Source organism: Rhodococcus sp. H29-C3 (assembly GCF_030063405.1).
Lineage (GTDB): Bacteria > Actinomycetota > Actinomycetes > Mycobacteriales > Mycobacteriaceae > Rhodococcoides.
The window spans coordinates 79,630-93,271 of the sequence record NZ_JASITC010000007.1; the positions used below are offsets into that span (position 1 = coordinate 79,630).

Annotated in this window: 14 protein-coding genes; 8 read left to right on the top strand and 6 right to left on the bottom strand. The window is 61.9% G+C overall.

Translation table 11 applies throughout. The annotated features are described in order from the left end of the window. Nucleotides 1-227 precede the first annotated feature (227 nt). Together QMK32_RS16860 and QMK32_RS16865 are read right to left on the bottom strand one after the other, a co-directional pair. Nucleotides 228-1,661, bottom strand: a complete 1,434-nt coding sequence (locus QMK32_RS16860) for a DUF1254 domain-containing protein (RefSeq protein ID WP_283476255.1) — start codon at nt 1,659-1,661, stop codon at nt 228-230. A gap of 20 nt (nt 1,662-1,681) precedes the next feature. Beyond that, entirely contained in the window at nt 1,682-2,458 is a 777-nt protein-coding gene (locus QMK32_RS16865) for an SDR family oxidoreductase (protein WP_283476256.1), read from the bottom strand. A gap of 109 nt (nt 2,459-2,567) precedes the next feature. Between QMK32_RS16865 and QMK32_RS16870 the strand changes: the two genes are divergently transcribed. The 7 genes from QMK32_RS16870 (at nt 2,568) to QMK32_RS16900 (ending at nt 7,223) form a co-directional block, all read left to right on the top strand. Further along, nucleotides 2,568-3,182: a TetR family transcriptional regulator gene (locus tag QMK32_RS16870; RefSeq protein WP_283476257.1), complete on the top strand. Its 615-nt coding sequence runs from the start codon at nt 2,568-2,570 to the stop codon at nt 3,180-3,182. A gap of 30 nt (nt 3,183-3,212) precedes the next feature. Beyond that, nucleotides 3,213-3,650 (top strand): SRPBCC family protein, encoded by a 438-nt coding sequence (locus QMK32_RS16875; RefSeq protein WP_283476259.1) that lies wholly within the window; start codon nt 3,213-3,215, stop codon nt 3,648-3,650. Nucleotides 3,651-3,927: 277 nt separating this feature from the next. Then, complete coding sequence (locus QMK32_RS16880) at nt 3,928-4,350, top strand: hypothetical protein (protein ID WP_283476261.1); 423 nt, start codon at nt 3,928-3,930, stop codon at nt 4,348-4,350. 302 nt (nt 4,351-4,652) lie between these two features. Beyond that, entirely contained in the window at nt 4,653-5,096 is a 444-nt protein-coding gene (locus QMK32_RS16885) for a hypothetical protein (RefSeq protein ID WP_283476430.1), read from the top strand. Nucleotides 5,097-5,146: 50 nt separating this feature from the next. Then, nucleotides 5,147-5,308, top strand: a complete 162-nt coding sequence (locus QMK32_RS16890) for an Ltp family lipoprotein (RefSeq protein WP_283476416.1) — start codon at nt 5,147-5,149, stop codon at nt 5,306-5,308. A 326-nt stretch (nt 5,309-5,634) separates the two neighbouring features. Then, complete coding sequence (locus QMK32_RS16895; RefSeq protein WP_283476262.1) at nt 5,635-6,288, top strand: TetR/AcrR family transcriptional regulator; 654 nt, start codon at nt 5,635-5,637, stop codon at nt 6,286-6,288. Between the two features lie 5 nt (nt 6,289-6,293). Next, nucleotides 6,294-7,223: a TIGR01777 family oxidoreductase gene (locus QMK32_RS16900; protein WP_283476263.1), complete on the top strand. Its 930-nt coding sequence runs from the start codon at nt 6,294-6,296 to the stop codon at nt 7,221-7,223. Nucleotides 7,224-7,469: 246 nt separating this feature from the next. On the opposite strand, the gene QMK32_RS16905 is transcribed toward QMK32_RS16900, so the two are convergent. The 3 genes from QMK32_RS16905 to QMK32_RS16915 are packed head-to-tail and all read right to left on the bottom strand — an operon-like array spanning nt 7,470 to nt 11,195. Then, nucleotides 7,470-8,255 carry a crotonase/enoyl-CoA hydratase family protein gene (locus QMK32_RS16905; protein ID WP_502943669.1) on the bottom strand — a complete coding sequence of 262 codons (786 nt, stop codon included), beginning with the start codon at nt 8,253-8,255 and terminating at the stop codon, nt 7,470-7,472. Between the two features lie 11 nt (nt 8,256-8,266). Next, on the bottom strand, nt 8,267-10,414 hold the full coding sequence (locus QMK32_RS16910; protein WP_283476266.1) for an acetate--CoA ligase family protein: 2,148 nt from the start codon (nt 10,412-10,414) through the stop codon (nt 8,267-8,269). A 7-nt stretch (nt 10,415-10,421) separates the two neighbouring features. Further along, nucleotides 10,422-11,195, bottom strand: a complete 774-nt coding sequence (locus tag QMK32_RS16915; RefSeq protein WP_269306690.1) for an enoyl-CoA hydratase/isomerase family protein — start codon at nt 11,193-11,195, stop codon at nt 10,422-10,424. Between the two features lie 239 nt (nt 11,196-11,434). On the opposite strand from QMK32_RS16915, the gene QMK32_RS16920 reads away from it, so the two are divergent. Continuing rightward, nucleotides 11,435-12,385, top strand: a complete 951-nt coding sequence (locus QMK32_RS16920; protein WP_283476268.1) for a MurR/RpiR family transcriptional regulator — start codon at nt 11,435-11,437, stop codon at nt 12,383-12,385. A gap of 18 nt (nt 12,386-12,403) precedes the next feature. Here the strand turns inward: QMK32_RS16920 and QMK32_RS16925 are convergent, their stop codons facing one another. Beyond that, on the bottom strand, nt 12,404-13,519 hold the full coding sequence (locus QMK32_RS16925) for a C45 family autoproteolytic acyltransferase/hydrolase (protein WP_283476270.1): 1,116 nt from the start codon (nt 13,517-13,519) through the stop codon (nt 12,404-12,406). Between the last annotated feature and the right edge of the window lie 123 nt (nt 13,520-13,642).

Consider the following 13,642-nt stretch of genomic DNA (forward strand, 5'->3'; position numbering starts at 1 on the left):
CTGAATTCGGTTGACAATCGTACAAAGCAAGCTATCGACCTGAGCGCACTTCACCCGCTCAGGTGACCTGCGGGGGCGCGGATCGCGGGGTGGTGTGATGCCTCAGCACCCCGATCCGTCTACCGCCGCAACCGGAGCAGTCTCCGCTCAGTCGGTACGAGTGAGCGGAGACTGGCGGTCAGCGGTTTCAGCCGGGGTTGTCGAGAACGAGCAGCCCAGGGGGAGTCCTATGTTGCGGGAACGACTGGAGGCATCGTGAAGGTGCCGGCCAGCACGTCTGCACCGGGAATGTAGGACCTGGCGAAGAGGATGAACTTCTTTCCGTCGGCCGGGCTGGGTAGCCAGTTCGCGGCCGCGTCGGCCGAGGGTGCTGTTGGTTGAATGTGGAGATCGATGCTGCCATCCGGGTTGGAGATCAACCCTTCGGTCTCACTGCTGATGACATAACGGTCGATCGGGTTCGGCGATGGGTATTGGCCATTCTCCCGAACCTCGTACAGCGTGACCGACCAGAATGCCTCTGCGGGAATTCCACCCTCGGGTAGGCGAAGCACGTAGTCCTCGGTGCCGAGCAGCGGGGCATTGTCGGCGTCGGTGAAGGTGATCCAGTAGTTCGCCTCCTTACGGTCCATCCCCAACATGCCGCCGCCGGCCGACAATGCGAAGGCCCGTCGGGTGTAGTCCCTTTGCTCCGTGGTGCCGAGAACCGATCCGGGCGGGTTGTAGTTGGTCCAGCCCTGCGATGGGCGGTTCGCGAACTCTTGCATGTAGCGACCGAACTCGGGATACTTCGCGTTCCACGCTGCCTTGACGTCATCGGGCAGGGGTCCCCAGCCGCAGTCGGCCCCACAGATGCCGACCTCACGGAACCGGTCGACAGCCGACTGGTCATGCGCTGGCGGGGGGTTCAGCTCGATCATCTGATTGACGACATCGAGGTAGTTCTCGGGGTCATCGTCGGTGGGCTGAATCCGCTTTGTCGAGTTTTCCGACACAGGTTGAGTGGGGGTGAAGCGGAATCCATCCTGCACAGCATTCGCCGCAACTTGGTCGGCGGTCCCGGTCGTCTGAACGCGCAGATTGACATAGACGTCGTTCGTGGGCGCCCTGACCACAGTGGCGTCGGCGGGGGCCTCACCCTGCCAGTCCGGCCCCACGACCAGATGCTTCTGCGCTTGCGTGCCGGTGGTGCGCTCGCCGGCGTAGAAGAAGCTGTTGGAGTAGAAGTCGATCAAGACCAGCGAGTAGTAGCGTGACTGCACTTCCGGAATATCAAGGTAGACAGGTCCGTCCACCAAATTCAACCAGGCAGTGGAGTAGAGAACGTCCTGGCTCGGCCCGTTCGCCCAGGTGTCGTCGGGCCCTGCCAGTGACCGTGAGTGCACGAAGTTGTTAAGCGTGGTGCTCGTCCGTGAGTCGGTCGTCTCCAACGCCGTCCATCGATAACGTGAAAGGTCGTAGAGCGGAAACGCGAAACTGTAGGCTTCCTTGATTGTTGCGTCGAGATCCGTCGCCGTCAATGCTGGTTCCGATTCCTGTTCCGATTCCTGTTCCGATTCCGTGGCGCCCGATGAGCAGCTCGACGCCGCGAATACGGCCAAGCAAAGTCCCGCTCTGAGCGCGGCTTTTCGGGTCCCTACGCGGTATATCTTCTGATGCATCGTCAAATTCCTTATCTTGTCTACCAAGTACCGTCGCCGCGAAGGACAGCGTCGGCGCCGCCGTCCAGGAATACGACTTGGCCGGTGATATGAGAGTTTTCTTTGGACACCAGCCAGGAAATCAATTGCGCCACCTGTTGTGGCTGGGCATGACCGTTCAACGGCATCGGCACGCTGCCATCGATAGCCTTTAGACCTGCATCGGTGTCGAGCATGGCCTGGATCATCGGTGTGACGATGGTGCCGGGGGCGATGGCGTTGAGCGGAATGCCCATGCCTGCCCACTCAGCCGTGACGGCGTTGCGACGCACCCAGCGTGCGATCGCAGCCTTCGACGACGAATAGATCTGTGCACCGTGGCCGCTTTCCACGGCGGACCGGGCTGCTGCTGTTGCCGCCGCTTCGTCGCCGGCAAGTGCAGCTTCGACGATGGAAGAATCAGTGGGGTGTAGTGACGCTACAGACGAGATCACCACTGCCCTCGGATCGGTCCCTTCGACGAGTAGAGGCCGCAAGCCCTCGAGGGTAGCCACAGCACCGAAGTAGTTGACACCAATGGTGATCGGGTCGAACAGTGCGACGCCCGCGCAGGCTACAACCCCGTCCAACCTTCCGCCTGTCAACTGGTGAGCCTGTTCGACGAGCTCGCGTCGTCCGTCTGCCGTCGCGAGGTCAACGGTGATATCGCTGTCTCGCAGATCTGCGCCGACGACGTGAGCACCCTGGTTGCGCAGATGCGCGGCAGCGGCAGCACCGATACCGGAAGCACTACCGGTCACTAAATACGTTCTGGTCATGTCCCGCCTTGTCATGGTTCGAGGAAGCGTGATCGCAATGTGCGCATATGAGACAAGGTGCCAATCTATGCCATCATGCTAATGTGTGTCAAAGACCTCCGGAGGAACTATGACCCGACCGCAGCAGTCGTTGATGGACCGTCGTCGGGCGGCAGTGCGGATGGACATCGCCGCGAGTGCTGCACGACTCTTTGCTGAGCGCGGATTCGACGCGACCTCGGTGGAGGATATTGCGCGCGGAGCCGGAATGTCGGTTCGAACCTTCTACCGGCACTGTGCTGCGAAAGAAGACACCTTGACCCCAGTGGTCGTTTCGGGGATTCGCCACTTCGTAGAATGCCTGCGAAACCAACCCGAGCAAGAATTGGTGTCAGCGTCCGTACAGCAAGCATTTCTGCAAGTATTCGAACGTTACAAAAATACAGAAGGTATCTCGTCGAGTGAACTTTTCGTCATCCTCACTTCAGTGCCCGGTATTCACGCACGATGGATGGTTGCGGCACATGGACTAGCAGAGGAAATGCGACCGCTTCTCGCCCGGCGTGCCGGATTGGAACCTGATGGTCTCGAGGCGCGCATGTTGTCGCATACGCTGATCGGCGCGCTCACAGTCACTTTGGAGTACTGGGCAACCCAGGAACCGGGCGATCCCAACGAGATCGGACAACTCGCAGCATCAGCATTATCAGTGCTCCGGATCATTACCGTCGAACAAGAACACTGAACTGACTCCAGATTCGACAGAATAGGAAAAATGATGATTCGATTTATCACACGTAACGTGATTGTTCCCGTGCTCCCAGATATCGCGTGGGAGTACGTGGGGGACTTCGATGCTCTTGCGTCTTGGCATCCCGGTGTTCCTCCCGTGGAAATGGAAAACAATGCAGACCCGACAGGGATAGGTTCTGTCCGAACCTTTTCAGTAGACGGACGAGTAGTGGCCCGTGAGCAATTACGCGCCCGCGATGCTGAGAAGCGCAGCTACAGTTATGAAGTACTCGACCCGATGCTGCCCGTCCGTGACTACGTCGCGACGATCGCGGTCGTCCCCCACGATCAGGGCTCAGAAATCCAATGGAGCGCTACCTATCGATCCGGCGACGATGCTGTAGCCATGATCGAGCAGGCATATGGCGACAACGTCTACAGCACTGGACTCAAAGCTGTTGGAGAACATTTTGTTGCATAGCTGCTCGCAGATCGGCTGCATGCTGCACGAACATCTGCCCGCATGACTCGTTCACAACAGCTGTGCTGACACAACGTCGGCATCTGAACTTTCAAGCCTCGATGCAACGGTCGGTGGTGTACGCGCTGTCGAGTTCCTGCGGGTTTCGAGTGAGGCCATCACCCCTGCTAAACATGCCGATCGTGATGCGGCGACGGCGAGGTGGCGTCTTGCCGTGATCGTGCGCAGGGGTAGAGGATAACCCTCACGCCTGTTCGGGCCTGTACTGGAGGTTGCTGTGAAGAAAGTTGTTCGTACGCTGCTCGTCTGCGCATCCGTCGTCATCGGTTCGACGCTGGCGACGGTTGGCACTGCGTCCGCGGCTGTGACCGTTCCGTTCCAAGTCGACCCGGCACCGTTCGGAAATCCTAACGGCAGCTTCGACGCTCCCGCTGTGCGCTGTGTGGCGGTGCTCGGCGAACAGCCTGGCACGGTAACCATCACCGGTGGCAAGGAAGGCAGGTGGGGGTGCTTGATCTCGTCCGACGTGCATTGGTTGAATCTGTCGACCGGAGCGTCTGGCTCCGCGCGAATGTCTCACGGACTCTACGGATTTCCGTCTGAGGCGATGGTGATGAGTGGGTCTGGGCATGTTGTGGTCACCGTCGTTTCCACCCTTGGGACGATCACCCCAGGACTCGCAAGCTTCTTCGTTCCATAGGAGCCGTGGTACGGAAATCGGCGTGGGGTCATTCGGACGGTTGAATTTTTGGACCGAAATCTGCATTTCAGCTGTTCAGGGTCAATCGGTTGAGTCTTTGATTCCGCTGGAGTTCGGAGCAGGCCATTCTGCAACCCAATGGGACGAAGCAGAAGATTATCTGTGCTGATGGTCTCGAAGAATTCTGATGTGACAGTGCAGCCGTGGGGGAAACATACGCTGACGCAACCTCAGCGGATTTGAATGACAAGCAGTAACGGGCGACCACCCAACAGTGGACGACCGCTCTTCAGCCAGATCCGATGAAACCGACTGCTTCCCAACACTTGTCGGGTATTCCTGCTGATCCGGCTTCCGGTGGATCCAACCGAAAGAAGTGGCCATGGGTCGTGGTGGCCGGGGTGGTGCTTCTCGTCGTTATCGGTGCGCTCAATTCAGCCGACAAGTCATCGGACGGCGTAGCGGGTGGGCAGGTGGCCACAACGGCACAATCGAGTGCGGTCGAAAAGGCTCCGGCCATTCCGAAAGTCACGACCACGACTGTTCTTCCGCCCGCGGCCCCGCCACCGGCTCCTGTCGTGCCGGTGGAAACCATCGAACCTGTGGCGCCAGCACCAATCGCGCCTGGTGTACCGAAGACGACCGAGCCGGCCAACGGGCAGACGAGGATGATCGGCGGACAGCGCAATGCTGTGCGTGCGGCCAACAGCTATCTGGACTTTTCGTCGTTTCACGACAGGGTCTGATCGATCAACTGACGTACGAGGACTACTCGACCGAGGATGCGACCTTCGCTATGGACAATGTCGCGGCTGATTGGAACGAACAGGCCGCGCTCTCCGCTCAGTACTACCTCGACTACACCGCCTTTTCGCGTCAGGGTCCCGTCGATCAGTTGATATACGAAGGGTTCACCCCTGAACAGGCTCAGTACGGAGTGAATCAGACAGGGCTCTAACCTCCGGGGTGGTGGGGTGGGGGACAGGTTGCCACGGAGATCCTTTCGCCGAGTCTCGACTGGATACCTGGGTTCGATCGACCGGGATACCGCACATCTCCGAATCTGACGGACGGCAGAACAGTTCGAGCGGACGTTCTGCGACATGCTCTTTGCTCTGGGACAGATCTACGAGAGGCGTTGGGCGTTTCGACGCGACGTCGGTGGCTGGACTGAATGATGTTCCCAGACACCGATCCGTGATCCTTCTCGAACGTGTTCAAGTTTACGCGTAGCGTCTCTTTGAACACGTTCATATTTGGGGTGAGGTCATGATGGTTCGGACAATGGAAACACGTGAGAAGGTAGTAGACGTCGCGTTGCGACTGTTCCGGGAGGAAGGGTTTCAGGCAACCACCATGCGCCGGATCGCCGACGAGGCGGGAGTGTCATTGGGCAACGCGTACTACTACTTCGCCGGTAAGGACGAACTTGTTCACGAGCTGTATCTGAAAGTGCAGCGCGAACACCGCGACCGTGCACTCCCCGCACTTGTCGAAGGCGGCGCTTTGGCGGAGAACCTGGCCGTCGTATTGCATTCGGGACTGGACGTAATGGGGCCGTATCACGCATTCGGCGGTTCCTTCCTCCAGTCGACGCTGCCACGTAAATCGAATTCGAGCCCGTTCTCCGAACAATCTTCGGACGCGAGATCCATGGCCATCGATTTGATGCGCACGACACTGACGGTGTCGAAGCAGAAGGTTCCAACCTCGTTGAGTGACAACCTTCCGACCCTTTTGTGGATGGCATACCTGGGTGTCACCTTGCACTGGGTCACCGACTCCTCCGACGACCAAACACGAACACGCGCGTTGGTCGACGGTCTAGTTCCAGTGGTCGCGAAGTCCGTGCGTTTGGCACGGCTTCCGGTGGCGCGCGGACTGGTCGCCGACGTGGCGGCTCTGCTGACACGAATGACTTCACGAGAAGAGAAGTGACCGAAATGGATTCACCATCGACAGTCGTGATCTGCGGGGCGAGAGGATATATCGGTCAGTACCTCCGCCGAAGCTACGAGCAGCGCGGTATTCGAGTGCGAACTGTCGGACGCGGAGCGACCAGCGATGCGACATGGTCCGATCATCGCGGCCTGGTGGAGGTCCTCGACGGTGCCGATCTGGTGGTCAATCTCGCTGGACGTTCGGTGAGTTGCCGATACAGCAAGAGCAATGCCGACGACATTCTGTCCTCGCGCATACAGACGACTGCCCAGTTGGGTCGTGCGATGGCGGACGTGCAGCAGGTCCCGGCACTGTGGGTCAACGCGAGCACCGGCACGATCTATCGCGATGCGCGTGACCGAGCGATGGATGAACGCACAGGTGAGATCGGTGCAGGGTTCTCGGTCGAGGTGGCCCGGTCCTGGGAGCGTGAGATGTTCGACGCCGATGCAACAGTGCGTCGCGTCGCGCTCCGGCTGTCGATCGTCTTGGGTGCAGGTGGAGGGGCCATCAATCCGGTGATCAACTTAGCCAGAGTGGGACTCGGTGGCCGGATGGGAGATGGCCGCCAGATGTTCAGCTGGGTACACATCGTCGATGTCGCGCGCGCCATCGATCATCTCTATGCCCACAAAGACATTTCGGGGCCGGTCAATGTTGCTACGCCGTTCCCAGTGACCAACGACGAGTTGATGAAGAAAGTGCGAGTTGCATTGGGACGCAGTCATGGCGCACCGACGCCCGCGTGGTTGCTTCAGTTCGGTGCGCGCGTGATCCGCACAGAGGCGGAACTGGTGTTGAAAAGCCGCTGGGTGGATCCAGGTGTGTTGACGGAGTCGGGGTTTTGCTTCGAGTATCCGGAACTGGCGTGCGCTCTCGAAGAGATCGCACGGAACACTCCTCGGGGACTTCTTCCCGTCGCACTCGGTTGACAGGTTGGGCGCCCACAGCGTGGTCGAGTAGCAATCTTCGCGTCGGTCACCGCTCCGGTTGCTGGCAATTCGTCAGCAGGAAGAGCTCGAACCCGACGGTGACATGAGCATCTGATTCGAGCGGAAATGACATTCGGTACCGTGCTTCGCGCTGCCAAGCGGGTGCATTCTCGGCCCGCATACGGCCAGGCCGACGCATTCAGTTCTTTGAACTACAGAAGGGCTTCAAGCACCTGCGAACTTGCCCTACCGGCCGCTGAAGTCGGGGGCGCGCTTCTCGAGCATCGCTGCCACGGCCTCCTGGTGGTCGGCGGTGTGGTGCGCAACCGCCTGCATTGCGGCGGAGAGTTCCAGTAGGGACTCGAGGCTCTGGTGCTGCCCCTCGCGCAGCAGTCGCTTGGTCATGCGGACCACCTGCGGCGGATTCGCAGCAACTCGTCCAGCCAGGGCGTGAGCGGCGCCCAAGAGTTCGTCCGGTTCCACCACCTGGGAAACCAAGCCCCAGTCCAGGGCCCTCGCGGCGTCGATCGCGTCGCCGGTCAGTGCCATCTCGCTGGCTCTGGCCATCCCGATCGCCCGGGGTAACAGCCATGCGCCGCCATCGCCGGGGATGATGCCCACCTTGACGAAGCTCTCCGCGAAGCGGGCGGCAGTGGACGCGATGCGCAGATCGCACATCACCGCAAGGTCGCAGCCTGCACCGATCGCGGGGCCGTTGACCGCGGCCACCACCGGGACCTCGCAATTCGCGAACGCGCGCGGGATGCGCTGGATGCCGTGGCGGTAGCCCTGGCGCAATTCGGCGGGGGTGCCGCCGAACATGCCGACCTTGTCGCGCATGTGCTTGACGTTGCCGCCCGAGGAGAACGCGGACCCAGCTCCGGTGAGGATCGCAACCCGCACGCTCTCGTCGGCGTTCACAGCGTCGATGGCATTTTCGAGCGCCAGGATCATGGCCTCGTCGGAGATTGCGTTGCGGGTATCCGGGCTGTTGAGGGTCCACGTGACGATGTCGCCGTGGCGCTCGACCATTAGGGGGCTGTTCACAGCTTTGCTCCTGAAGTGTTGTCGGACAGAACGATTCGAACATCAACGGGCGTGATACCGTCTTCGTTCGCTATGACGGGGTTGAGGTCGAGTTCGCTGATCTGCGGGTGCGCCGCGACGATGTCGCCTACTTTGACCAGGAATCGGGCGAGCTCGGCGCGGTCGACGACGGGCAGGTGCCGGTAGCCGTCGAGCATGCGGGCCGCGATGGTCTCGTCGATCATCTCCGCTGCCTCGAGCTCGGTGAACGGCGCAGCGCGGAACGTGACATCTTTGAGCGCCTCGACCATGACGCCGCCGCTGCCGAAGGCTACTACAGGCCCGAAGATGGGGTCCCTAGTGGCACCTACGAGGAGTTCGACCCCCGACTTGGCCATGGGGCTGACCACGATGCCGGTGATCTGTGCGTTCGGCACGTTGGTCAGGACCGTGTCGATCATCGACTGCGCCTGCTGAACTGCGTCCAGAGCAGTGACACCCAGGCGCACGCCGCCGACGTCGGACTTGTGGATTATCTGGGGGGAGACGATCTTCAGGGCGCACGGCGCGTCGTATTCGCGCACGGCCGTCTCCACTTCATCGGGATCGGCCGCCAGGCTCCATCGGCCTACGTCGATACCCGCGGCCTCAGCGAGGCGGCGTGCTGTTGGCTCATCCATGATCCCGGAGGTGGCACCGGCGATAACGATAGGCGCGGGCAGTGCCAACGAGGAGCGGGCCGACGCGGTCTCCACCCGGTGACCACGACGATCGAGCGCGGCCACGATCCGGACCGCGTGGTCGATCGATGACACGACCGGCACGCCCCCGTCTCGCAGCGCGGTGTGGTTGTCGACGGCATCGCCGGCGTAGCAGCTCTGCACCATCAGCGGCACCCTCTTCTGGGTGGACAGATGCAGGAGTGTCAACGCGGTGGCACCCTCCTGAGTACGAAGGCGCTCGTCGAAGCGCAGGTGGTAACCGCCGTAGAGGCCGACGATCAGCACCAAGCCCACATTGGCGTCGTCCATCAGCGTCTCGACGCAGTCGGCGAACAGCCCTGGGTTGGCATCGGTGGCGCCGGCGACATCTACCGGATTGTGCACTGCGGCAGGTATACCGAGCAGACTGCGTAGCACGGACTGCGTTTGCTCGGAGAGCTCTGCAAGTTCGACGCCGGCCTTGGTGAGCGCATCGGCGGCCAGGGTTGCATGGCCGCCACCGTCGGACAGGATCGCGACCTTGCGTCCGTGGGAGATAGGGAGCGTAGTGGCGAGTGCACCGGCCACCACCGCCAACTCGTCGGATCGGTCGACCAACTCCACGCCGGCCTGTCCGAGGACAGCAGTGGCGACGGCGTCGGACCCGGCGATGGAGCCCGTGTGCGATAGCGCAGTGCGCTGGCCGATCTCCGAGCGCCCACCGCGCAGCAACACAACGGGCTTGTGGACCGTCGCGGCGGCAGCGGCGACGAGGAATGCACGCCCATCCTGCAGGCCCTCGCTGTGAATCGCGACGGCTCCGGTGCGCTCATGGCGGACGAGTTCGGTGACACACTCGTCATAGCGCACATCGGCCTGGTTGCCGAGGCCAATGTAGGTGTGAAAGCCAGGCCCGCGCAGCACCTTGTTGTCGTTGACCAGTGAGAGCAGCATGTTACCGCTCTGTGTGACGATGCTGATCGGGCCCTTGGGGACGCCGGCCAGGCCGACGAGGTTTGCTCCGGTTGTGACGTTGAACATGCCGGAGGTATTGGGACCGATTACTCGGATACCGGTCTCGGCGATGGCCTCTGCCAGTTGCCGCTCGAGTTCAGCCCCTTGCTCGCCGATCTCCTTGAATCCGTTGGCGAGCACAACGGCTCCGGCGATGCCCACCGCGGCGCAGTCGCGCAGAGCGTCGGGCACAGCCTTGCCGGGCAGTGCGATCAGCGCGACGTCGATGCCGTGGGGCAGTTCGCCGATGGCGGGCGTCACAGTTAGGCCCAGGATCTCCGAGGCCGTGGGGTTCACCGGAAACACGGGGAATTCGTACCCAGCCTCCTGCAATGCTCTTACAGCTTGGTAGCCGCGCTTGGACGCGTTGGTGGACGCGCCGATGATCGCGATGGAGCGGGGGTCGAAGGTCCGCTCGAGCTGGGTCCGGGTGGTGGTTGACGCAGTCATGGCGAGATCACTTTCCTTGAAAGACTGGGTCGCGCTTCTCGGCGAACGACGCGACTCCCTCAGCCCAGTCGCTGGTGCTCATGAGGGCGAGCAGCTCCTGGGGCTCGGTACGAAGCACGGTTTCGAGGTCGTCGTTGCGAAGCAGCGCGGCCTTCATGCGGGCCAACGACAGGGGCGCCTTGCCGGCGAGAGCGGCGGCGAGGACATGTGCCTCGTCGAGCAACGACTCTGCGGGCACCGACTTGTAGGCCAAACCCCACTCGAGGGCTTGCACACCGGTGAACCGTTCGCCCAGGATGAGCATCTCGGTGGCGCGACGTAATCCCACGAGGCGGGGCAGGCGATTGGTGACGCCACCGCCGACGAAGGTGCCGATGCTGACCTCCGGAAAACCCATCTTCGCGTCTTCGGCGATGACGAGGAAGTCGGCACTCACGGCCATCTCCGCACCGGCTCCCAGTGCGTAACCGTTGACAGCGGCGATAACCGGGGTGCTCATCTTTTGGATCTGCTCGCAGACGCGCTGCCCTAGGTCTAGATAGTGGGCCTGCGCCTCGGTAGAGCGGCCTCCGGACTTGTGAGCCTTGAGATCCGCGCCGACACAGAACGCCCGGCCTGCGCCAGTAAGTACGACGGAGCGGATTTCGGGGTCGGCGTCGGCGTCGCGGAGGGCATCTATGGTGTCACCGTAAAGCTCCTCGCTCACCGCGTTGAGCCGCTCGGGGCGATTGAGTGACAGTGTGAGCACGCTGCCGTGGCGGGAGGTCAGCACCGTTGTCATGGTGTGTCTTCTTCCTGTGGTCGTCTTGGGGGCGCCGTATTCGGCAACGTTGTGATACATGCAACACCATTTACGCAGTCGATGCAAGTAAATTTGCAAATTAATGAAATCGTGCAAATTCGCGTCGCGTCGTGTCGATTGGTCATAGAGTGATCGCAACCAGAACTGCAGGTAACGTCGGCATGCAAATGTCGGCGACGGCTGTGCGGCTGCGCGGACCCGGTGAGAGGACAGAAACCATGGCTGCCAAACCCGCAGCAAGATCCGTAGACGGGATTGGGGCCGGTGCGGTAAAGGTCGCTGTGCCGGAGACCTTTCCCGAGCTGCTGACGCAGATTCGTGCGCGGTTCGACACGCTCTCGCCCTCGCACAAGCTGCTTGCAGAACGAGTCATGGCAGACCCGGAGACCGTTGCTTTCATGACCATCTCCGAGCTCGCCTCGGCGGTGGGTGTGAATGAGGCGACCGTCGTACGCTTCTCGAGCGGGCTGGGGCTCAAGGGCTATCCAGGTCTGACAAAACTGTGCCGCGAGCGGCTTCAGGAGCAAGCACAAATGCTCCGACGGTTCGACAGGCTCGAGCAGATGGGCGACTCGGCGGCAGAGATGATCAAGCGCACCGTGGAGTTGGACCAGTCGAACATCTCGCGCACGTTCGCGCGGATCGACGACGCCACCTGGGATTCGGCCGTCGCGCAACTGGCAGGCGCCGCCCGAGTGCATGTGATGGGCATGCGCAAGACCCACGGCCCTGCCTATCTTTTGGGATATCTGCTGCGACTGTTGCGTGAGGACGTCGAAATCATCACCGCCAGCCTCGGCGGGTTGACCGACGAGATGCGGCGCGTGCGGCCCGGCGATTGCTTCGTGGCTGTTTCCATCCATCGCTACAGCACTGCCACAGTCCGCGCGGCCGAGTGGGCGCACCAATGCGGGGCGCATGTGATCGCGATGACGGACAACCCGAGTTCACCGTTGGCGAAATGGGCTGACGACGTGTTCTACCTCGATGCGTCGAGCACGTCCGTACTTCGTTCGATGACGGCGTTCACTTCGCTCTCCCAGGCCCTCGCCAACGGCGTCGCGCAAATCAAGGGCCACTCGGTGCGGGACACTCTGCTGTTGGAAGAGAGGTTGCTGCAGGACTTCGGCGTCTACTCGGCCGAGGCGTCGCCGCCGGAACCGCGCTAGTCGCACTGACGGCCGTCCTCAGCTCAGCTCGCCGCGCGCGAATGCTGGTAGGGCGATCTCGGCAGTAGCGCCGTCCGCGCCTCGGATATGCAAACGCTCTCTCGTGAGGTCCGCGACGGTGGTGCACAGCGTCATCAGTGGATCGTTGCCGGCGGCAGTCCTGTGCACGCCGCACGGCACAGGCTCCGAGGAGAGGATCGTCTGGAACCAAGCGGCGTCGGGTTCGGCCGCGGGGGTGGACAGTCCTTCGAGAACCTTGCCGCGGGCCATGGACTCGCTGTATTGACCGAGTTTGCCGGTGGCCGCGCCATCGCCCGAGGCGGTCGGCATGTCCGGCGGGCAGGGGAGGAACCGGACATGGTTGGTATGCCACTGCAGCGGTGATTCCTCGGTGGCCGATCGTACGGCGACTCGACCGGCGACGGTCTCGACTGTCGCGGATCGCCCAGTGCCGGACTCGCCGATCGTGTATGCGAACCCACCCGCGCTCGGGTGTGTGCGCAGGTAGTCGATGGCCCCTTCGAAAGAGGTGCACTGCTGTAGAGCACGCGCGATGAAATGCCGGCCGGGCGCGTAGATCGGCTCCGCGACCTGGATGTGGTTGATCCCCCAAATCAGGCCGGCAGCATTGGCGACAAACGCGTTCGCTGGGCTGAAGCCTGGGTACCACTGCGCGGTGACTGGCTGCTGCCCGTCGATCTCCAGTGTGAGCAGCATGAAGTGACCGAGCAATGCCGGCGCGCCGTCCTCGTTGTGGGCCACGAAAGAGGACTTCCGGTGCCACGCCATGTCGGTGCAGCCGGTGCCGTCGTCCACGCCGACGTCCCCGCGTAGGTTGGCCAACAGGATCGACTGATAGTCGACGCCGGCACCCTCGGCCAGCGCGCGAAGCTCGGCGACCTGCTCAGGATATTCGCGGGCGGTGGCTTCGACCACGGCCGCCAGCGTGTGCCGACCGCCGCCGGTAGTGGTGAATCTGCGCAGGTCTTCGCGCTCTGGCATCGAGTTCTGGACGGCGACGATGTTCTCGCGGGTGTGCTCGCCGAGAGCGCGGAATGCAGCCTCTCGTTCGCCCGAGACGACAAGCCAGCGCAAACCTGCCACCGACTGCTCACGAATGTTCACCGATGTCATGGTGCTGCTCCTCATGCCAGTTGCCGGGCGGTGATCCGCCACACAAAAATCAATCTACAACAAGATTTGCTTGATGTATATGCAAATGAGGTCAACTGTGCAACTCTAGTTGCATGCGGACGA